Origin of the sequence: Candidatus Hinthialibacter antarcticus (assembly GCA_030765645.1) — a bacterium.
GTDB lineage: Bacteria > Hinthialibacterota > Hinthialibacteria > Hinthialibacterales > Hinthialibacteraceae > Hinthialibacter > Hinthialibacter antarcticus.
This window is the reverse complement of record JAVCCE010000039.1, coordinates 83,663-104,959: the sequence shown is the minus strand read 5'-3', so window position 1 is coordinate 104,959 and position 21,297 is coordinate 83,663. Positions and strand designations below refer to the sequence as shown.

The 21,297-nt window shown below is 49.3% G+C and carries 15 protein-coding genes; 9 read left to right on the top strand and 6 right to left on the bottom strand.

Features of this window, described 5'->3' with window-relative positions; all coding sequences use genetic code 11:
• Positions 1–4: 4 nt before the first annotated feature.
• The 4 genes from P9L94_09750 (at position 5) to P9L94_09735 (ending at position 8,062) form a co-directional block, all read left to right on the top strand.
• Positions 5–1,189, top strand: a complete 1,185-nt coding sequence (locus P9L94_09750; protein MDP8244352.1) for a SpoIIE family protein phosphatase — start codon at positions 5–7, stop codon at positions 1,187–1,189.
• Positions 1,190–1,225: 36 nt separating this feature from the next.
• Positions 1,226–2,584 carry a Gfo/Idh/MocA family oxidoreductase gene (locus P9L94_09745; protein MDP8244351.1) on the top strand — a complete coding sequence of 453 codons (1,359 nt, stop codon included), beginning with the start codon at positions 1,226–1,228 and terminating at the stop codon, positions 2,582–2,584.
• Between the two features lie 237 nt (positions 2,585–2,821).
• On the top strand, positions 2,822–4,447 hold the full coding sequence (locus tag P9L94_09740) for a hypothetical protein (protein ID MDP8244350.1): 1,626 nt from the start codon (positions 2,822–2,824) through the stop codon (positions 4,445–4,447).
• Positions 4,448–4,663: 216 nt separating this feature from the next.
• The gene (locus P9L94_09735; protein ID MDP8244349.1) at positions 4,664–8,062 is read left to right on the top strand and encodes a PAS domain S-box protein; all 3,399 of its coding nucleotides are present in this window, start codon (positions 4,664–4,666) and stop codon (positions 8,060–8,062) included.
• A gap of 54 nt (positions 8,063–8,116) precedes the next feature.
• On the opposite strand, the gene rhaI is transcribed toward P9L94_09735, so the two are convergent.
• From rhaI to P9L94_09715, 4 genes are all read right to left on the bottom strand, one after another.
• On the bottom strand, positions 8,117–9,331 hold the full coding sequence (gene rhaI / locus P9L94_09730; protein MDP8244348.1) for an L-rhamnose isomerase: 1,215 nt from the start codon (positions 9,329–9,331) through the stop codon (positions 8,117–8,119).
• A gap of 5 nt (positions 9,332–9,336) precedes the next feature.
• A complete protein-coding gene (locus P9L94_09725) occupies positions 9,337–9,555 on the bottom strand; it encodes a hypothetical protein (GenBank protein ID MDP8244347.1) in 219 nt (72 codons plus the stop codon).
• Positions 9,552–10,967 carry a hypothetical protein gene (locus P9L94_09720; protein MDP8244346.1) on the bottom strand — a complete coding sequence of 472 codons (1,416 nt, stop codon included), beginning with the start codon at positions 10,965–10,967 and terminating at the stop codon, positions 9,552–9,554. The genes P9L94_09725 and P9L94_09720 overlap by 4 nt, the downstream gene beginning before the upstream one ends.
• Before the next feature lie 141 nt (positions 10,968–11,108).
• Positions 11,109–12,545 carry a nitronate monooxygenase gene (locus P9L94_09715; protein ID MDP8244345.1) on the bottom strand — a complete coding sequence of 479 codons (1,437 nt, stop codon included), beginning with the start codon at positions 12,543–12,545 and terminating at the stop codon, positions 11,109–11,111.
• Between the two features lie 722 nt (positions 12,546–13,267).
• Between P9L94_09715 and P9L94_09710 the strand changes: the two genes are divergently transcribed.
• Genes P9L94_09710 through P9L94_09700 form a run of 3 tightly spaced genes read left to right on the top strand, consistent with a single transcriptional unit; the run spans position 13,268 to position 15,307 of the window.
• Positions 13,268–13,813 carry a hypothetical protein gene (locus P9L94_09710; GenBank protein ID MDP8244344.1) on the top strand — a complete coding sequence of 182 codons (546 nt, stop codon included), beginning with the start codon at positions 13,268–13,270 and terminating at the stop codon, positions 13,811–13,813.
• Complete coding sequence (cbiQ, locus tag P9L94_09705; protein ID MDP8244343.1) at positions 13,803–14,567, top strand: cobalt ECF transporter T component CbiQ; 765 nt, start codon at positions 13,803–13,805, stop codon at positions 14,565–14,567. Before P9L94_09710 ends, cbiQ begins: the two co-directional genes overlap by 11 nt.
• On the top strand, positions 14,564–15,307 hold the full coding sequence (locus P9L94_09700; GenBank protein MDP8244342.1) for an ATP-binding cassette domain-containing protein: 744 nt from the start codon (positions 14,564–14,566) through the stop codon (positions 15,305–15,307). The genes cbiQ and P9L94_09700 overlap by 4 nt, the downstream gene beginning before the upstream one ends.
• On the opposite strand, the gene P9L94_09695 is transcribed toward P9L94_09700, so the two are convergent.
• Entirely contained in the window at positions 15,287–16,132 is an 846-nt protein-coding gene (locus P9L94_09695; GenBank protein ID MDP8244341.1) for a formylglycine-generating enzyme family protein, read from the bottom strand. The two genes, P9L94_09700 and P9L94_09695, sit on opposite strands and share 21 nt — an antisense overlap.
• A 198-nt stretch (positions 16,133–16,330) precedes the next feature.
• Between P9L94_09695 and P9L94_09690 the strand changes: the two genes are divergently transcribed.
• Positions 16,331–17,104, top strand: a complete 774-nt coding sequence (locus tag P9L94_09690) for a DUF4198 domain-containing protein (GenBank protein MDP8244340.1) — start codon at positions 16,331–16,333, stop codon at positions 17,102–17,104.
• A gap of 15 nt (positions 17,105–17,119) precedes the next feature.
• Here P9L94_09690 and P9L94_09685 read toward each other — a convergent pair whose 3' ends face one another.
• On the bottom strand, positions 17,120–18,274 hold the full coding sequence (locus tag P9L94_09685) for a hypothetical protein (protein ID MDP8244339.1): 1,155 nt from the start codon (positions 18,272–18,274) through the stop codon (positions 17,120–17,122).
• A 366-nt stretch (positions 18,275–18,640) separates the two neighbouring features.
• On the opposite strand from P9L94_09685, the gene P9L94_09680 reads away from it, so the two are divergent.
• The gene (locus P9L94_09680) at positions 18,641–20,218 is read left to right on the top strand and encodes a RuBisCO large subunit C-terminal-like domain-containing protein (GenBank protein MDP8244338.1); all 1,578 of its coding nucleotides are present in this window, start codon (positions 18,641–18,643) and stop codon (positions 20,216–20,218) included.
• Positions 20,219–21,297: the final 1,079 nt, after the last annotated feature.

Sequence of the window (21,297 nt, the reverse complement as noted above, 5' to 3'; positions counted from 1 at the left end):
TTTTATGACTCAAACCGAAGAACGTCATTCCGCATTGATTGCTGAGCGCCCCGTTACTGTGCTTTTGGTTGATGACCAGCCAATGGTGGGTGAGGCGGTGCGGCGTATGTTGGAAGGCGATGCGGAAATTCAATTTCACTATTGCTCCGACCCGTCTCAGGCGATTCCAACGGCGGAGACAATATCGCCGACGGTCATCTTACAAGATTTGGTCATGCCGGAAATCGACGGGTTGACCTTGTTGAAATATTACCGGGCGAACGCTGCGACGCGCGATGTGCCAGTGATTGTATTGTCGACCAAAGAAGAACCCAAAATCAAAGCCGAGGCCTTTGGTTTCGGCGCCAATGATTACTTGGTAAAATTGCCCGATAAAATCGAATTGATCGCCCGCATTCGCTCGCATTCAAACGCATACGTTCACATGCTGCAACGCAATGAGGCCTACCAAAAGTTAGAGGAAGAACTCTCAGACGCTGCTGACTATGTCAAATCGCTGCTGCCTCCTCCTCTCACCGAAGGGATGATCCAAACGCATTGGAGGTTTATTCCGTCCACGCAATTGGGCGGCGATGCGTTTGGCTATCATTGGTTAGATGATGACCACTTTGCGCTTTATTTGCTGGACGTGGTTGGGCATGGAGTCGGCGCAGCGTTGTTGTCGGTTTCCATTATGAACGCATTGCGTTCCGCAACTTTGCCCAATGTGGACTTTCACAATCCCGGCGAAGTGCTCAATGCGCTGAACCTTACCTTCCCGATGGACCAGCAGAACGGGTTGATTTTTACCATGTGGTATGGCGTCTTGAACCGCGCGAATCACGAGTTGGTCTATGCCAGTGGAGGCCATCCGCCGGCATTGTTGTATCAGCCCAATCAAGAGCCGCCCGACCGTCTCGATTCGACGGGCGTGATTATCGGGGCGTTGGCGCGCGCGCAGTTTGAAACCAAGCGACGCACCATTCAGCCCGGCGCGCGCTTGTTATTATTTAGCGATGGGGTGTATGAAGTCTTTAAACCGAATGGCTCAATGATGAGTTTTTCAGATTTCGTTGAGATTACCCAAGAGTCGATCACCAGTGATGAGTCATGCCTGGATGCGATCCAGAACACAATTCAATCGCTGCGAGGTCTCGATTATTTCGATGATGATTATTCTATGGTAGAGTTTATGTTCGCGGATGAATGAGCATCCGGTATGCGCTTCGGCAATAGGAGAAATCAGATGGAAACGCAAAACAATAAAAACCGCCGTTCGTTTATGAAAACCACAGCCGCTTCGCTGGCCTTGTCCGCTCCGGCGGTGCAACGCGCCTTAGGCGCAAATGATAAAGTCCGCGTCGGATTCATCGGCGTTGGTAACCGAGGCACTCAGTTGCTGCACGGATTTATGAAGCAGCCGGACGTTGAAATCGCGGCCTTGTGCGATGTGTTTGAACCTTACCGTCTCCGCAAACGCGAATTGATTGATGACGCCTTGATTGATGATCTCGGAGGCCGCATCCCGATGTTGGGAGAGACCTTTGATCCCGAACCTGTGCGCTACGCTGACTTTCGGCGGGTGTTAGACCAAAAGGATATAGACGCCGTCGTTATCGCGTCTCCTGACCATTGGCACGCGATCCAAATGATTCAAGCCTGTCAATCCGGCAAAGACGTTTATGTCGAGAAACCCTTATCGGTTACCGTCGTTGAAGGCCGCAAAATGGTGGAAGCCGCCCGTCGCTATAACCGGGTTGCGCAAGTGGGGTTGCACCGGCGGTCATCAAAATTATATGACGCAGCCCACCAGCGGGTGCAGCGCGGCGATATTGGAAAAGTCACCGTTGCGCGCTCCTACCGGATTAGCAATATGTACCCGAACGGCATCGGCGCTCAAAAGCCCTCGAATCCACCGAAAGGGATGGATTGGGACCTATGGTTAGGGCCGCGCCCAGAACGTCCGTATCAAGACAACATGTCGTTGTATAAGTTTCGTTGGTGGCAGTCTTATTCATCCCAAGTCGCGAATTGGGGTGTGCATTATTTTGACGCAATCCGCTGGATGGTCGATGAACAAGCGCCCATTTCCATTTCCGCGCACGGCGGCCGTTTTGCCATCAAAGATGACCGTACCGTGCCCGATACGCTCGAAGTCATTCACGAATTGCCTTCTGGGATGTTGATGGTGTTTGGTCAATATGAAGCCAGCGGAGGCTCTGCGCTGGAGTATGGAGAAATTGAATTGCGCGGGACGCAGGGAAATTTCTACGCCAATGAATCGAGTTATATCATTAATCCCTCAACCCCGGGGCAGTTTCAAGAAGACCCGGATACGGCGAAAAAGGAACAAGTCAAAGCAACGGACGGCGACTTGACGGAACAGCATATCCGCAATTTCGTCGATTGTATCAAGAGCCGGGATGTGTGTAATTGTGATATTGAGATCGGTCATCGCTCAACGACGTTTTCGCACTTAGCCAATATCGCCTGGGCCACAAAATCGCGAATCGACTGGGACGCAAAAACCGAATCGATTCCTAACAACCCTGAGGCAAACGACTTACTGCATTATGAATACCGCAAACCCTGGTCATTAGGCTAGGCGTTTCTTACGTAAAACATTCGAGGCTTTCGAATGAATTTTTGAGCCGGTTGTGGGAATTTTTCCGTAACCGGTTTTTTGCTCTTTTCTTCTAGAGATTATGAGGGAGAATACATTATAGAATGCGCGGGCGAATCAAGCATTCAGCGAAAAAAATGCTGCATATTTATGCCGTTCGTTGAAATACGCCGCGTGGTTGATTTCTATTGGATTTATATCAGGTGAGGTAAACACATTTTGGTTCTTATTGCGTCCGCCTGTGGGCTTTTTCTGGTTGCTGCCGTCTTTTTTCTTCTAACCCGGTCGCTTGGGAAGAAAAATTTTTCTCAAGCAATTTTGGTCGACTTAGGCCTGGCCAAGAGTTGGTCAAAAGAACAAGAATCTCCTTTTTATAAGTGGGGTTGGAGAAAAAGCGCCAATGACCGCGTCTGGGGAGAGAGGATTGTTAAACAGGCATTTGAGCGTCAGGGGGTTTGGCTTAATTCAGACGATCTGCGCTTCTTTGAAGATTTATGCAATCGACACGCCACAGGCGAAAAAGTTGACGAAAACGGCATTCGAAAGCAGATCCAAAATATTATAGACCGACGTGGACGCATGGCGAATTGTGCGACCATCATCATCAAGAAGATGTTGTCGGAAATCGCTAACACGTCTGAGAGTCAAGCGCGCAAAGTGATGAGCGACTTTGGCGTCCGAATTAATCCAGGCAACACGCTTGGCCAATATGGAACCTTTCGCTTTCGCCAATTGATGACAAATGTTGGTAAGACCATTCTGGCGTCTGGCTCTGGAGGCTTCCCGGTAAAAAATGAACAGAACGAAACATTATATACTCTACAAGGTCTTGAAGGCTGGCGGCATTGGGTATTCGCCTGCCGGGATGAATTTAAAAAATATTCGCCTTCAGGCAGCGGAGAGGTGAAAAAATCTCTTCAGGCATTAAAAAGTCGAGCCTTGAACACGATCCTTCAAGAAGCGATGGAAGACTTGCAGGGCGCCTCTGAGTTCATCGCCAAATTAGAGAATGAAGTCTATAAGAACGGGCTTCAGTATGATGCGCAAAAAATTGAGATACTGGTATCGTATTTTTATGGCTGGCAGTTTGCCGATGGAATTGCGTTCAACCGGACAGACCACCGTAAAATCCGTGAATTTTTATTGCGCAACGAAATTTCACCGGTGTTTCGTTCCCGAGTTTTGGCGAAAATCAATTCCGGGTACGAATCACTCCGCATTGTGTTAAACCAGTTTCCTAAGCGCGTCATTTTTTATGGGACTCATGCTCAGGCGCGCCATTATGTCTGCCAAAACTATCTAGCCCATCTCGTCGAATTATTTAGCGCCGTTTCATCAATCATGGGGCGTGGATACATGCCGCCGAGCCACTTGCTCGTCAAAGGCGACGACGTGAAGGCCGCGAGACAATATTGGGAGCAAATGAAAGGCCGAAGCGAGCTTGAGCGTCAATCTGACCGCAATACGGATATCCATTACCGTCGCGACTACATCCCTGAAATGATCGAAAAGCAGAAGGAATTTAGCTTATTTGAACGGGATATTGATGACGAAAACGGCGAAACGTATGGATATCTGATCGACATGGGCGTTGATGAACTCACCGTCGCCGAATCGGCGCATCTCGATAAGGGCGTCTTTCGGCGCTATCTGCGTATCCTTTGCAATCCAAATGATTCCGTCGATTTTGAAGGTGATAGCGACAAGGCGAAAAACAGCCGTAAAGATTTCTTTTCTACGATCCTGCTTTCGATTGAAGATAACCCGCTGCTGCGCACCGGTTCATCGGTTGGGGATAATGAAGAAGAAGAAGAAAATGAATCGCAAGAAGAATCTACATCTTAATACGGGGTTTAACTAAAATCGGACAATCTTTTAGACGACACGATTAAAAAAATATTTCATTGTCGATGTTTCATAACGTCTTCATTGTTGAAATTCTATGTAAATCTATGCGGGGACTTGACCATATCTAATGATTTTATTTTGTTCTATATTAATATCGAACTTCTGCATTGCTTGGTTGTATTGAATAAATAATTCAGCGTTAGGTTCGTCTCAATGGTTAACGGATTTTTAGCAATCGTAATTTGTGTATCGACGTTTGCGCAGAGTTGTTTATTTGATGAACTTCTACCGCACCATTTGATTCAAACGACTATTGAAACGAGCGCTTTTATTCCAAGCGTTGTTCTTGTTGCTGAATCTAATCTCTCTCAAACAGTCGATGGCCCGTCTTTTGCGCAGCGGGCGGCTTGGTTTTTTACGATCTTGTTTTTTGCCGCTTCTTCGCTCGTCTTGCTGTTACTTTATTTCCATGAAAAAAGAAATGCGAACCAATACGCAAACCGCCTGCTCAAATTAAACAACGAAATACACTCAGAAAGCAGTTTACTTGCAAAACGATTGCTTCAATTGCCCGTTATGCTGGTTGCATTCGATTCCAGTGGAAAAATCATTGCCTGGTCGTCTGAATGTCAGCGAATCACAGGTTTTTCAAAAGATGAACTTTCCGGCGGGTGCACTGATTTATACAAACACCTCAGTGAAGAACAACGCAGCCGTATCCAAGACAGCCAGGCTTTAATCAATCTTTCAAAATGGGAACTGGTTAGCAAATCAGGACTTCAACGCACCATCGTCTGGCGACGCTTGACCGAATCGGTTTCTGTTTCTGAATGGCATGAATGGGGCATTGGCTATGAGGTCACGCCAAGCGATTTTGATCAGAAAGAAGCCACCCAGCAAGAGTTATATTATCGTGATGCGATCGAATTGGGCGATTCGGTTCCGTATTATATGAATTATTTGACCAATCGTTACGATTTTGTGGGCGAGCAAATCACCGGATTGACTGGATACTATCCAGATGAGTTTACGCCCTCCTTATGGCAGTCGCGAGTCAAAGAAGTCATTTTACTCGGCCCGTTGGCGGGGATGTCGCTCGATGAAGCGGTGGAGTGCGCCCGTAACCAAGATGGCCGCAGCTGGCGGGCCGATTTTCGTATTTTAACCAAAAACGGAGAAGAGCGTTGGTTGGCGAATGCTGCCGTTCAGGTTCGTGATGCACAAGATAATATCATCGGTTCGACTGGCATATTACAAGATATCACTGAACGGAAGCAAGCGGAAAAAGCCTTGCGCGAAAGCGAGGCGCGTTATTGGTCAATTGTTGAAGATCAAGCAGAATTTATTGTTCGATGGAAACCTGATTACACGATTGTGTATGCAAATGACGCTTATTGCCGTTATTTTGACCGCAGCCGCAAAGAATTGCTTGGGTTTAATTTTTTAAAATTTATTCCTGAGTCCGACCGGGCAGATGTGATCAATAAAATTCAAACTTTAACTCCCGCTGAACCGTCAAAAATAGACGAGCACCGTGCATTTTGTCCTGATGGCAGCATGAGTTGGGTGAGTTGGACCGACTATGCAATTTTTGATAACCAGGGTCAGGTCATGGAATACCAGTCGGTTGGGCGAGATATCACCCAGCGAAAAATAGCGGAACTTGCCCTGCAAAAAAGCCAAGAGAGGCTCGAACTGGCGTTGCATGGGGCGAACCTTGGAATATGGGATTACAACTTTAAAACAGGCTTGATTTATATCAACGAACGCTGGGCGAATTTAATGGGGTATTCGGCCAGTGAACTTCCATCTTCAATCCGAACCTGGCGCCGCTTGGTTCATCCCGATGATCGTCGCCGCGTATTGCGCGCATGGGCGGCCCATCTCCGGGGATTGTTCAGTTCGTATCAGGCTGAATATCGTTTGTGCTCAAAAAATGGAGAATGGCGTTGGGTGCTTGACCGCGGGCAGGTCGTTGAGTCTGACGGATACGGGCGCCCTCTTCGCGCCAGCGGCACTCACTTGGAGATTACAGAACGAAAGCGCTACGAAGGCGAATTGGCGAAACGCAATGAATTCATTGAATCGGTTTTGAACCAGCTGCCGATTGGTGTGTTTGTTGTCGATGTTCAAACTGACGTCGCGGTCTATCTTAACCATGAATACATGCAAATTTTTGGTTGGCCTGAAGAAACGCTTCGGGATCGCGAATCCTTCTATGAATGCGTGTTTCCTAACCCGGACTATCGCGCGGAGATTCGCCAGCGTATTACATCGGATATCAAGAATAGCGGTTCTGAACGGCTGAATTGGGATGGATTGAAAATAACGACGAATGATGGGCAAGAGAAATTCGTGAATTTTTCTTGTCTGATTTTATGGACTCAACAACTCGCGATTTACATCGTGGCAGATGTGACGGACGAAGTGACCGCAAAAAATGAGAATGAAAAATTAGAAGAGCAATTACGGCAATCACAACGAATTGAAGCCATTGGCCGTTTGGCGGGTGGAATCGCCCACGACTTTAATAACTTGCTGGTTGCTATCTTGGGGTATAGCGATCTTGCGCTTAGAGATTTAGATGAGAATGAACCGGTCCGACATCAAATATCAGAGATCAAAAAAGCTGGCGACCGCGCAGAACTATTGACCAGGCAGTTGTTGGCGTTTAGCCGCAAGCAAGTCTTGCAGCCGATTTTGTTAAATCTCAATGAATTGATTATTGATATGGACGCAATGCTGCAGCGCTTGATCGGGGAGGACATCGAGCTCGTTACCGTTCCGGCAGACAGTCTCGCGCCTATTGTCGCAGACCCGGGGCAATTGCAGCAAGTGATCGTTAACCTTGCGATTAATTCTCGTGACGCGATGCCTAAAGGCGGCTCACTCACGTTAGAAACGCAGAATGTTGATTTTACGCACGAGTATGTAACGCACCATCAAAGCGCAAATCCTGGCCCTCATGTTTTGCTTGCTGTAAGCGATACCGGATGCGGGATGGATTCGAACACATTACAGAACATATTTGAACCGTTTTATACGACCAAGGATAAAGGAAAAGGAACGGGGCTGGGCTTATCCACTGTCTACGGAATCGTAAAACAAAGCGGAGGCAATATTTGGGTCTACAGTGAAGTGGGGCAGGGAACCACAGTCAAAATTTATTTGCCCCGGGCTGAAGGAGAAGCCGCGCCGCTTGTGACCAAACAAGTACCAAGAGAAACCCGGGATGGAGACGAAACCATCATCGTTGTTGAGGATGATGAAATTGTTCGTGATATGATTCTGGCTACTTTCGAAGGATCTCGTTATTCCGTTATTATCGCTAGCCAGGGCAATGACGCGCTAGAAAAAATGCAACAACACCTAGGCGCGGTCCATCTTTTGGTGACCGACGTGGTGATGCCGGGAATGAGCGGCCGGGAACTCGCTCGTCGAGTGCAACTGATCTATTCCGATATCAAAGTATTATATATTTCCGGCTACACCGAGAATTCAATTGTTCAACATGGCGTCTTGGATACGGGTTTGAACTTCTTGCAGAAACCGTTTACGCCTGATGTCTTGTTGAAAAAAGTGAGAGACATTCTCGATAAATCTCCGTCATAAAAAAAACGCCGTCTCGCAATGCAAGACGGCGTTCTCGCTTTATCGTACTGATACTTACCCCAGCGTTGCCGCTGCTGTCAGCTTAGCCCGTTCTTGTTCGGCTTTTTTCTGATACCCACTCTGACGAAATGCTGGAATGGGGTTCGGATCAACATTCATTTTACATCGAACATTTTGCAGAAGCGGTTCGACGTCGGCTTCGTACGCATCAGTTAACAGTTGTTCCGCCGTAACAATGTCGCCTTCTTGTTGTGCGCGGCGTAATGCGGCGCGGTCAACCAAAAGCGCTTTCGCATAGGCCTTCTGGCAATTCACGACCGATTGAATCATCGCCTCAACTTTGGGTTTTAAGTTATGGCTTTGGTCAATCATGTAGGCGACGTTTGTATTGATTGTTGGGTCGAGCTCCGCATCGACCAATTCATTGTATATAAGGAACAGTTCGTAAGGGTTAATCGAACCGACGGTCAGGTCATCATCAGCGCATTTACGATTATTGAAATGGAAGCCGCCCAGTTTGCCTTCGCTAATGAGCAGCGCGACGATGTGTTCGATGTTGACGCCGTGCGCATGGTGCCCCAAATCAACCAGGACTTGCGCGCGTTCGCCGAGATGCTGACAGACGAGGTGCGATACGCCCCAGTCTGATAGATCGGTATGATAGAAGCCCGGCTCGAACAATTTATATTCAACCAAGCAGCGCATGTTTGAGTCCATTGCGTTGTAAACTTCCTGCAAACTTTCGATCATCCATTGCTTGCGGCGGCGGAAACTGCCCTGACCGGGGTAGTTCGTCCCATCGGCAAACCATAGGCTCAGGATATCCGACCCGGTGTCGCGCATAATGCTAACGCAGTCCAACATGTGGTCGACCGCTTTGCGCCGGACGCTTGCGTCCTCATGGGTGATGCTGCCCAGTTTGTATTCCTGGTCTTGAAACGTGTTGGAATTGATTGCGCCGATGCGGATGCCCAACGCGGCTGCTTGCTTGCTCAGATCATTCCAATTGTCCACGATGTCCCAAGGGATATGCAATGCGACGGACGGAGCGATGCCAGTGTATTGATGGACGGCGGCTGCGTCTTGCAATTTATGCTCTAGCGTTTTCGCTGCGGCGGGCTGTTTGAAGACGCCGAAGCGGGTGCCTGAATCAGCGTAGCCCCATGAGGGCGTTTCAATCGCTTGCGATTGCAATTTATCGCTAATGATGTCGAGGCCGAGTCCAGACGCTTCAATCAGTTGCTGTAATCGTTCGGGGAAAGCAGTCATGTTGATTATTTATCCTCATTGTTTAATTTTGAAGAAAACAGGTCCGGCGCCATCCAATAGGGAGCGCTGAGAAACCACAATAAGGTCGCCCAATTGAAGATGGTTTTGAATGTCGCAAAGTCTTGCTCATAATCTCCGGTCGGCGATCCCAGAAAGACGCGGATCGGACTGATAATACAAATTAAAATGGCGATACACGCCAGAATTCCACAAAGGGTCCTCATGCTGTTCCTCCTTGCGCGGGTTGCGCGCTGCGGCCTACGCCCCAGATCATGCATAATACGATATAAAGAACCAACGCCATTATGTAACCCGGCAGCCAACGGAAGAACAGGTGCAAACCGATCCAACCCATCGGGTACCAGCATGTCAACAGGACGGCGATCCAGGTCAGCAACGCAGGCCAGTTGATTAGAACGCCGCGTTCTTCCGCCCAGTATTGTTTCAGGCCAAGCATGGGGAAGAGCCAGTGTTCGGCAAAGACGACGGCGCCGATGGGCATCAGGATGATTCCGTAAATGGCGACAAAGTCGAGAAGGTTCATAACGAACGCGGGGAAGCAAGCCAACACGGTCGCAATTACAAATGCGATGACGGTTGTCACCCAGCGCGGCCAGTTTGGCGTGACGATTTGCAGCGCGAGACCGGAGCGGTAGATCGTCGGGTTTGCCGTAGTCCAACCTGCGATAACAACCGCGATGGCGCCAGCCATACCGCAGGCTGAATACGCCATTAAGCCCGGGGCAATCTCATGGCCATAAGCGGCGACCATAATGCCGGAGCAGATCCAGGCCAGGTAATGGCCGAGATACATTCCCAGGCCAGAGTAAAAACCATACTTCCAGTTTTTCGCATACCGGAACATGGCCATGTCTGAGAGGCCGATGTGCATGGCTAGATTGCAAAACCAGGCGAAGAAGATGATGTGCATCATCCCCAGTTGTTCCTGGCCTTCAACGGGCGTTCCCGTCCAGATTTTAGTTTTGGCGATATGCCAGAAGTCGCCGATGCTGTTGACCTCGCCCAGTTGGGGAAGCACCGCGATGGCGCCAGCAATGAAGACCATGAACATCCAAGGGACGCAGATGCTGGAAAACTGGCTTACGCGTTTGAAACCCATCACCGCGACAAGTCCAACCACTGAGCCAACGCCGAGCACAACCAGCACCCAGCCGACGCTGTTCGGATAGACATCCGTCAGGCTTGGCATCTCAATGTTAAATGGAATGCCGACTGCAGTCGCCGCGACGGAAATCATGGCGCCCGCCAGGATGCAAAAGAGGATCGCATTGGCGAGGTTGTATATCACCATCACGCCAGGGCCAGCAATTTTGCGTAAGTACCAATACAGCGTGAGGCGAACTTGAGTTGCGATTGGAGCGCAAACCAGCGTCCAGGATAAAACCGCAAGCAGGTTGCCGATGAGTAAGCCAACTAGCAGATCAAATGCGTTGACGCCGTGTAGAACAAAAAATGCGCCGATAACGAATTCCGTTCCGGCGACGTGTTCCCCTGAGAACACCGCAGCAAAACGTCCGCCGCCGTGCAGTTGGTCTTCTGTAACAGGTTCACGGTCGAATTCATACAGCTGATCGAGCCGTGTTGACATAGATTCTAATGCGCCGTTATCGGCCATTCTTTTTTCCTCCCGAATAATAACAAAAACAATTCTCTAGGAGGATTGTATAAAAAATCCCATACAAGGATCAAGGCGAAGCCTATAAAAGGTTTCGCCTTGGTCAATTCATTTCAAAAATAGTCAGTTTGGTGTGGAAACTTATGCGATAGCGGGCTCTAGTTGAGGTTGCGGGCATAGAGCGCGAATCACATCAACGGCTGAATAGGAAGTTTCGCCGTCTTTGATGAACTGTTTGATGACAGATAAATCTTTGCCTGATGTGAGCAAGGGCTTTTCTACATAGCCTGTGCGCTGCACTTGGCTTTGCCCGATGTTGGCGAACAGCCCGTTACAGAGGCACTTACGCCCCTTGGTCGCTTCGGGGTCGCCTTCTTTGCGAACATAATCTTCAACGGGTTCGGAGGGGCAGCGATAGCCGATTTCGCCCGCTTCGCTTTTAAAGGGCGTCCGCAAATAGCCGAGGTCGCAGATGCGTGGGCGTTGTTGATACAATTCGTTATTTGAGAGGGTGCCTTCGGTTTGTACGACTTTAAACGGGAACCCTGTCGGTGAGGCTTTGGCGTCGGTTAAAACGTCCACTTCATCATTGAGAATTTTTTCAACCACTTGTTGTCTTACATGTTCTTCGATACCAGACTCGCGGCAGAAGGCGAACGGCGTTCCGAGTTGGACTCCGGCAGCGCCGTCATCTAAGGCTTCTTGAATACGCTCTGGCGAGCCATACGACCCTGCCAGCCAGAAAGGCAAACCAAGGTTGCCAATTTTTTGCAGATCAATTTCATCTTTCTCGCCATAAATCGGTTCGCCGTTATCATCAATCTTCAACTGCCCGCGCGGGGGCGCATTGTGTCCGCCCGCATCGTAGCCTTCAACCACAAAGCCGTTGACTTTGCCGGTGGATTTTTTGGCTAATGTGATCGCGAGCGTCGCAGATGAGATGATGGCGAGAAAATTAGGCCGATGGAGAGACTCGGATAGTTTTCCGACAATGGCTTGTGGATCAAAACGCATACAGACCGATTCGTCTGAATTGTCGATCTTCACTTTGAGTTCCGCCGCTTCATGGTTGACGTATTTATCCAAGACGCCGGGAATCTCACGCGGGATGCCCGCTCCCATCAATATATAATCAACGCCCGCAAGCATTGCTCCATAAATGGAGGCGAGGTTGGGCATCTGGATTTTTTCTAGGTAGTTAATGCCGACTTTTCCGTCGTGGCCTTCTTTGGCGAGGAAGACTTCGACAAAATTGGCGCAGATGGTGATTTCTTGCAGAAGCCGGTTGGGCGTTAACGATTGCATGGGAATGCGTTTGAACGCCTGATCGATCGCTTTGCCGCAAGGGATAAAATATTTGTCGTAGACCCGCTGGGCAATTTCTGAAACGGGAAAATGATCGAGCGCCCGTTTGATATGTCCACCCGGGTCGCCATGTTGCAAGCGGCGGGCAAAGACCGAATCAAGCGCCGTTCCTGACACAACGCCAAGCTGTCCCATCTTCGAAACAGTCTTAGCAAGGTTCCAGTTGGAGACGCCGACGCCCATGCCCCCTTGAATAATCGTTGGCAGTTTCATAAACAAAAAAATCCTCACATAGGGTAAAGCAGTGTTTGCCGCCGTATGAAGGTTCGTGTTGTTGGGCTCACAGCGGGGCGATTTGAATGATTGGTTAATTCATTCGCGGCATTTGCACCTGCTGATCTGATGGCTGATATTATAGGGACGAAATTGCGTTGGTGGAATGGGGCGCCGATCTTGAATTGTTTGTTTCCAGTTACAATACTAAATGAAATATTGAATTTGGGAACGGAAAGATTGGGTGGTTTTGAATTTGTTAGAGGGCGCACATTCAGTTCTCACAGAGGAAGGAGCCACCTGATTTGGACGGATGGCCCCTTCGTTACACGTCCGGCGGCGTTTCTCCAATCATTAACGCCTAACCTTTCTTATGTCCCATCAATTCGTGATGGGGTATGTGCTGAGGCCCACCGTTTCACAATCGGCCTTGCCTCTTGGGGCGATACCAGTCGCCCTCCCGGTTGAGACCTTGGCTGAGTTCACGCGGAACCAACCGCTCTGTCTCATCTGTATAAGAAGCTACCCCCTTTTTAATCCAATGTCAACATTTTTTTTTGGGGATTTCCATTCGGGTGAATGAGAATAATCGCCTGTTTCTAATGGTTTTTTTTGCGGCATGCGATATGACCGGATGCGTAGCCGGTTCCACGACTCTTCACACCATTTCCAAATTCGTAATACAATGAAATGGAAATAAATTTTAAATCAGGTGAAGTCAATTGAAGCAGGTTCTTATCGCAGCTATCTTTATCACTTGTATGGTCTCTCCCGCCTATTGCCATCGGTTGGATATCGCTTATTCGCTGGATGGAAACGAACTGGTGATTGAAGCCTGGATGGGAAGAGACGAACCCACCGCAGGCGCCGAAGTGACCTTGTTGTCAGAAGACGGTGAGGTCATTCATCAGGACAAGATGGATGAACAAGGGATATACCGCGCGGCGCTGCCCCAGCAAAGTCCGTTTAATATCCGAGTGTTTGCCGGGCGCGGTCATCAAAATGAGCTGCAAGTAACGCAAGATGATCTGACCGCATTGCGCGCTTCATCACAGGAAGCCAGTCTTGAAAATGGAGACGCGGCGCATGTTCACTCCGCAGCCAATTCAACTTATGCGGGCAGCACGGCTCAAAATCAATTGGGACAGCCTGTGAAAATAATCATTGGGTTTATTTTTATCACGAGCCTGATGGCCGCCTGGTTTGCTTATCGGGCGGATCAACGCCTTCGCGCGATTGAAAAACGGTTAGACCATTTTGAATCTTGATATCGAACATTGCGCTCAACTCGATTCTACGCTGCATCGTTGGGACGCGCGCTGGAAATTTGTCGCGTTTGTCTTGATTGCGGGCGTAAGCGCATCCGTTCATACGCTTACCGGCGCCTGTATCGCGTTTGTCATTTCCTTATTGACGCTCGCGGCGGCGGGGTTGCCGTTGCGGATATTGCTCACCCGCTTGGGCGCAGTCCATATTTTTTTGCTCCCCTGTTTTGTTGTATTACCGTTTACGACGCCGGGAGAACCGTTGTTGTCAGGATACGCCATGACGCGCGAAGGGTTGGAACTTGCCGGGCTGTTGTACCTGCGGGCGACGGCCATCGTTTCGTTTTCAATTGCATTGATCTACACCACCCCGATGAACCACTTGCTGCACGCCATTGAAGCGCTGTATTGTCCAAAGTCGTTGGTACAGATTACCATGTTGACGTTTCGGTATATCCACACATTGTGGATGGAGTTTTTACGCATTCGTTGTGCGCTGTCAGTGCGCGCGTTTCAGAACCGCGCTTCCATACGCGTGTATCAAACCTGGGCGAACGTTATCGGCATGACGCTGGTGCGAAGTCTCGAACGCACTGAGCGCGTCCATCGCGCCATGAAATGTCGCGGGTATGATGGGCGCTTGCAGCGCTTGCATTCATTTGCCGCACAGCCGATGGATGGAATCAAACTGGTCGTCTGTCTCGCGTCAGTTGCGGTGATCCTATATGGTGATTTTATGCTTGGAGTGTTGAATTGAGTTGTTTGATTGAGATTTCAGATTTGCAATATTGCTATCCCGACGGACGCCGGGCGCTGCAAGGCGTAAATCTGCACATTAAACATGGACAGCGGGTCGGATTGATCGGCCCCAATGGAGCCGGGAAGACGACTCTCTTTCATGTTCTTGCAGGTGTGATCGACCGTTTTGATGGAAGCGTTTCCGTGGCGAGGTGCAATTTGAATACGCCGGAGGGGCGCAAGCAGGTGCATAGGAAATTAGGCATCGTATTTCAACAGACCGACGACCAGGTGTTTCACGCTAGCGTTGAAGATGACATTGCGTTCGGGCCACTGAATTTGGGCTTATCCATCGAGGAGACCCAAGCGCGCGTTGATGGCGCCATGAAACAGGTCGGGTTGGATGAGTCGTTTAAGCCGAGGCTTCCATTTCATTTATCGGGTGGAGAAAAACGGCGCGTCGCGATAGCGGGCATCCTCGCCATGCAGCCTGAGGTCTTATTGCTTGACGAGCCATCAAGCGATCTCGATCCGCGCGGGCGCCGCGAGTTGGTTAAAATTCTCAACGCGCTGCCCGTGACCCGGATCATCTCCAGCCACAATCTCGACTTGATTTGTGAAACGTGTGAGCGCGTGGTTCTGCTTGACGAAGGAACCGTACAAGCCTCCGGCCCGACGGAAGAGATTTTAATGGACCGAACCTTGATGGAAAAACACGGGCTTGAAACGCCCGGCTTCTTAGTGAATCGACCAGTCTGATACGCGCGTTTGCGTCACAGGAACATTTTCAATATCCATCGCAACGCGAAATCCAAAATTAAAATTACGCCGGGTCTCTTCTGTTAAATAGCGCCATGCAGGGCGCGTACGGTGGGCGTTGTTTTTGTAACCGCCGCCTTTGATGACGCGGTAGCGGGTATCGCGCTCAACGAACGGGTCGACTTGAGGCTCGCGTTCAAAGCCCTCGCGCCAGTAGTCCGCGCAAAACTCGAATGCGTTGCCCGTCATATCATACAGTCCCCAAGGGTTGGGCAATTTTTGTCCGACGGGATGATGGCGTCCGCCCGCGTTGGAATAATACCAGGCGTACGAGCTGATGGGCTTGCTGGTGTCCCCCCAGAAATACGGTGTGGTCGTTCCAGCGCGGCAGGCGTATTCCCACTCGGCTTCGGTCGGCAGACGAAATTGTCCGATGCCGTCGTCAACGAGGTCTTCAAAGAATTCTTCAATGTTACGGATCGAAATTGATTCGACGGGGTGGTTCTCATCAAGAGGGTAGTCATAGCGAGAGGGCGTCCCGCCATGCACGGCGCGCCATTGCGCCTGCGTCACTTCGTATTTGCCGAGATAAAAATCTTTTGAAATTGTGACCTGGTGGGGCGGAAATTCTTCCGGCCAGCGTTCTTTGGCGTCTAATGACGTTCCCATGATGAACGTCCCTGCGGGGATGCGCACCAATTCCAGTTGGATGGCGCCATCGGCCAGGCCGGGAATTTCGACCGTAATTGTTTGTTGCGCAAGCGGCGCCGAAGTCAAGATTAAAAGCGCCCCCAAAACCCAAATGGCGCGGTAAATGGAATTCATATTTGCGTCCTTTGTCAAAAGGTAACTGCTGCTAATCACGCATTATATTACAGGTGATTTCTGAAACTAAGTGTAGTCGCAAACCCGGTTTCAGTTCAACGGGACAGAAATATTTCTTGCTGCGCCTTCTTGCCCTTGAATCGTAATACGAATTTGATAAAAGTATGAATATACAGCATCGACAAAAGGAGACGCAACATGCAGCGTATATTGATTTCCATCATTCTTATGGGCGCGGTGTCGGTTTCGGGCTGGGCGCATTTCCCGATTTTGCTACACGATACCCCCTGGGCGAGAGCCAACCAAACAGTCAACTTCTTTTATGTGTATGGGCATCCATACGAGCGCGAGTGGGTTGATACGGAAGCGGTTTCGCGAATTTTGGCGATTACGCCGACTAACGCGAAAGTTGATATTACAAAAACATTGGAGATTGAATCAGTAGAAATTCGCGGTGAAAAGATTAAGCGTCTCGTCTGGCAATTCAAACCCACCGAACCTGGCGATTATTTGATCGCCATTGATTCAGAGCCGTATGTCTCTCGCAATAACGCCGCCTACCAGGACTTCGTAAAAATTACGTTGCATACCGAACGGCAAGATGGTTGGCGCCAACGCACCGGACAACCGTTAGAAATTGTTCCATTAACACGGCCTTATGGTTTAGAGGCGGGAAGCGTGTTTACCGGACGGGTAATGATGAGCGATAAGCCAATTGCTGATGCGGAAATTGAGGTCGAGCATTATCTGACCGAAGAGCCTGATCTAGACGCATTGCCGCCTGACCCATTCATTACTCGCGTGGTGGTGACCGACCCGAATGGCGTCTTTCATATTACGCTGCCAGAATCGGGCTGGTGGGTGGTTGCCTGTGCGGTTGATGGAATCGGCCGCCATGTTCTAGACGGAAAATCCTATCCATTAAACGGGTTGGCGGCGATGTACATCTATGTGGATGAAAGCATGAAGTAACGGAACCGAAAGTGTCTAACGGCGGCCGCCACGTGAGGTAAACGCCATGCGGTGGCTGTTTTTTTTTGGTTTTTTTTCGGTGTTTTTTGACTCGGCCAGTTCAATCTCTTTTTTGTCTTTTGGCTGATCGCTGGCGAGAAGGTTCTGAATTTCTTCATCGGTTAGCGCTTGGCCTGCCAAATCTTCTTCGCTCGGCTGACCGTTCTCGAAGTAATCTGTGGCTTTTTCAGCCATCGCGACTGCATTGACTCCGGTCGGTGTTGGGCCTTGCTCTTGTTCACGCGATGATACAAAGGTTGTAAACCAGTCGATCTCTTTGCGGACCACGCGAGTGAGTCCATTCAATGAATCCGGCGAAGAATCCAGCGTCGCCAGACAAATGCCCCAGCGCCCAGATAGCATTAGCTGAAGTATTTCGCTTTGGCGCAATTCTTCACGAAACATCAGCATGAAGGACTGAATGCGTTGGCGGAAATTTTTGACGCGTGAACCACAGCGCGCTTCCAACATATCATACACCCGCTTGAGCGTCACGCGGTCATAGCCAAGTTGTTGCTCTGTTTTGACGTGTTTTTGAAGCAAGTCAAAGGTAATTTTCGCCCGCTCAAATAAAACGACGTCAGGAAGGCTCGCGATTGAAACATGCGGCGCATGGTTTTTCACTTTGGTTAGCAACTCGTCCATCGCGGCATTGGCTTTATTTAACTCCGCCAGAATATTGTCGCCGTTTCCATTTAAAAGAGTCTGGAGGCGCTTGATCTCGACCCGGTCGTGGCTGGTGGCGATGATTAAGCGTTTGAGGTTTTCGAGGTTTTGTGTGAAGAGTTCAATTGACGTATAGCTCCATAAAGGCGAGGGGCCTTTTTGGGTCACATTGACGATGGTGTGGTTGAGTTCATCCATCAGCGTATCAACGCCGGACTTGTTTAACCAAAACGCGCCCTCCGCCGTTTTAACGCAGGTGAGCGAACCGTCTTTGTGGTTGGCGCTTAGATCATTTTCGATTTGGAGAAATTGGTTCTGGACATGATTTAGCGAACCATTCATTATTTCCCATGGATGGGTCGTGCCCGTCATTTCTTCAAACGACGTGCGCGTTACGCTGACGCGGTCTAATAATTTGCAGACGGCGTGATCGTACAACGATTCATGGGCTTGAATCTCAGGCATAGCTTCCTAAATTCATGTTCCAGGAGGCTACTCATTTTGGGGCGTTTTCTTAGGCTTCCAATCTAAATAAAACGCAGTCTGTCCAATGATATAGCAATTTCCCGGTAGTATTATGGTATTACAGTAAACAATTTACTTGACTAGATATGTTGATTATAGCATGGCATCCCGCTTTTGTGTAATGCTTTTGTGGATTGTAACAAAAAAAATGAGATATCCGCAAAATATAGGATTTCGCTGTAACGTAAAATTGCACAAAACCAGTCAAGAAACGAATGCTTGGAAATTCAATGAGCAATATCACTATTGAGCCGGATTTGCTGGTGCTATGCTCTCCAGTCAATTGTCAACAAGGGGATAAAAAGAATGTCTGATGGCCTGAAAGTACACTACCGTTTAACTTGTGATGCGGCTGAAGTCGATCAAATCAGTAAAGACATTGCCTATGAACAAACGGTCGAGGTTCCAGAGCAGCTGGTTCCAGAAGAATTGCGTGAACAGGTGGTTGGGAAGGTTCGTTCTACTAAACCTGCCGAAGGTTGTGATGGCGCGTTTGATTCCATCATTGAATATCCCATTGACCATACGGGCTATCAGTGGCCGCAGTTTTTGAACCTGATTTATGGAAACATCTCACTCAAAAAAAATATTCGCATTAACCATATCGAATTTCCACAAGCATTTTTAGACCGGGTCAAAGGCCCGAACCACGGCATCGAAGGTATCCGCAAGCGCTTGGGCGTGTATGGACGCCCCTTGTTATCGACAGCGTTGAAGCCTTATGGCTCGTCGCCGGAAACTTTCGCAGACATGACCCGCGCCTTCGCGCTGGGCGGCGGCGACATGATTAAAGACGACCACAATTTGCATGAGAGTTCGCTTGAAGACTTTAAGCGCCGCGTCAGCCTTTGCCACCAGGCCACCTTGGATGCGGAAAAACAAACCGGTCGCCCGACGCTGTATTGCCCAAACGTAATGGCGCCCGTCGAAGAACTCGACGGCATGATGACCTTCCTCAGTCAAGAAGGCATTTTTTCAATTTTGATTTGCCCCTTCACGATTGGGCTTGATACGTTTCGCTATCTGGTCGAGAACTATCCGCTTTGTTATCTGGCGCATCCCAGTTTTACGGGGACGCATTTCTTCGACGACCGCCACGGCATCGCGCACGGCGTCTTTCTTGGAACGCTGTTTCGTTTACTGGGCGCGGACGTTTCGATTTTTCCCAATTACGGCGGGCGCTTTTCGTTCTCTCAACAGGATTGCCACGATATCTGCGACCGTCTGCGCGAACCGATGGGGCCTATCAAAAGCGCGTTTCCATCGCCTGCTGGCGGCATGAAATTCGATAACATCGCTACGATGGGGCATGAATACGGCGAAGAGACCTTGTTCCTCATCGGCGGCGCCTTGATTAGCCATTCCGACGATTTGACCCAGAGCACCAAGGCCTTTATGGATGAAGTGCGCAAGAACTTCGATGAGCGCCTGGAAGAACCCGACGCAGGTTTTGCTTCGGCTTGTGAATTACCCTCGGCGTCGAAGGCGAATGTCAAGACGTTGTTAAAATTTGCAGAAGGATTTCAGTGGCAGGGCAGGGAGTCGGAAGCGTATAAAGATTCCTCGTCGGAATTGCCTTTCAAGAATGTGTCGCGCTGTGAGTTGATTGGTAAGAGCGGCGAGAAGACGGCGTTCGACCTGCGCTATTTTGAAATCGCGCCCGGTGGATTCAGCAGTATGGAGAAGCACAATCACACACATACAGTCATCTGCGTGCGCGGCAGCGGCGTCTTGAAATTACAAGACAAAGAAATGGTTCTCAACAATATGGACGTCGCCTACATTGAGCCGATGCAGGTGCATCAGTTATGCAACACAGCGGATGAGCCGTTTGGTTTCTTCTGTATCGTCGACCACGAGCGCGACAGGCCCGTGCAACCGTAGATAAAACCTGGTGGCGGGGTGGCAAGGGCAAGGCGGAGCGGAGCCAGACGAAGGCTGGCTGGCGACGTCAGCCCTTGAAGCAATCTATGGAACATTAAATCGTTATCAATAAATCAATACGTTGGCAATCAAGGGCTGCCCTCATTTCATTCGGCCTTGCCCTTGCCACCCTCCAACCGTAGAACTTGCTTTAAGACCTGATGAGCCGAGGTTAAAAGAAAGCGCTTTGATTCTTCGCGGCTCGTCGGGAGACTCGCCCTCCCCACGCTTCGGTCGTATCAGATAGTACGCTCGTTGCTAATTCTCGCGCTCTTTCGCGAACGGGTTGCCCCAAACGCGCAGTGCATAGAGCATTCCAACGATCCCCCGCGCACCAACGATCAATGCGATGGCGAAACACAGTTGAACCCAAGCGCCCAATGACAATATTGTAAAAGCAGATTGGTTGGGTTGAGGCGACATGAAAATAAAAGAACTATATTGGGAAATTTGAGGCAGCAATTTTCCCAGAAGCCAAATCCCCAATAGGCTCAATGCAAGCGACTGGGTTGTGAGTGCAGCAGAGCTCTTTTGGTTGGGAAATTTGAATGACTGCATGTAAATTAATCCCTTGGACAAGGGCCAAGCGCAAATGAGAAGAATCAGACCATAAAACGGTTGAAATAGCCCACCAGAAAACGATAAAAGTTCTCCTATCTGCCATTGGTTTGAACTCATAAATTGGGATGAAGTCCCGAATTGAGATGCGATCAGAAAAACGATGTATGATATTCGTGAGATTGAGCTGATTAGAAAATAGATACCAATTAAACTCAAAAATAAACAAACCCATTGCTGAGCGTTCAATACAGAGTTGATCTCGTCATCAGGCTTCGCAAGTGATCTCGAAATTCGATTTCCGCCTTCCCGCCACAGATAAATAGCGATCAACAGAAAAACGGGAATCAGCAATAGCTGGTAATATTGAGGTTGTAGGTTTGAATTTGCGTTGTATATAAAAAAAACGCGTGTATGTACATTGAGTGATTCAACAACGATATAAGCAGCCAAAACCCGGCAGGCGATGGTGGCGGCGTCTC

What these genes read in the sequence shown, in the direction of transcription:
- P9L94_09750 (MDP8244352.1), top strand. Translation starts at nt 5, where the DNA reads ATGACTCAAACCGAAGAACGTCATTCCGCATTGATTGCTGAGCGCCCC.
- P9L94_09745 (MDP8244351.1), top strand. Translation starts at nt 1,226, where the DNA reads ATGGAAACGCAAAACAATAAAAACCGCCGTTCGTTTATGAAAACCACA.
- P9L94_09735 (MDP8244349.1), top strand. Translation starts at nt 4,664, where the DNA reads ATGGTTAACGGATTTTTAGCAATCGTAATTTGTGTATCGACGTTTGCG.
- rhaI (MDP8244348.1), bottom strand. Translation starts at nt 9,331, where the DNA reads ATGACTGCTTTCCCCGAACGATTACAGCAACTGATTGAAGCGTCTGGA.
- P9L94_09725 (MDP8244347.1), bottom strand. Translation starts at nt 9,555, where the DNA reads ATGAGGACCCTTTGTGGAATTCTGGCGTGTATCGCCATTTTAATTTGT.
- P9L94_09720 (MDP8244346.1), bottom strand. Translation starts at nt 10,967, where the DNA reads ATGGCCGATAACGGCGCATTAGAATCTATGTCAACACGGCTCGATCAG.
- P9L94_09715 (MDP8244345.1), bottom strand. Translation starts at nt 12,545, where the DNA reads ATGAAACTGCCAACGATTATTCAAGGGGGCATGGGCGTCGGCGTCTCC.
- P9L94_09695 (MDP8244341.1), bottom strand. Translation starts at nt 16,132, where the DNA reads ATGAATTCCATTTACCGCGCCATTTGGGTTTTGGGGGCGCTTTTAATC.
- P9L94_09690 (MDP8244340.1), top strand. Translation starts at nt 16,331, where the DNA reads ATGCAGCGTATATTGATTTCCATCATTCTTATGGGCGCGGTGTCGGTT.
- P9L94_09685 (MDP8244339.1), bottom strand. Translation starts at nt 18,274, where the DNA reads ATGCCTGAGATTCAAGCCCATGAATCGTTGTACGATCACGCCGTCTGC.
- P9L94_09680 (MDP8244338.1), top strand. Translation starts at nt 18,641, where the DNA reads ATGTCTGATGGCCTGAAAGTACACTACCGTTTAACTTGTGATGCGGCT.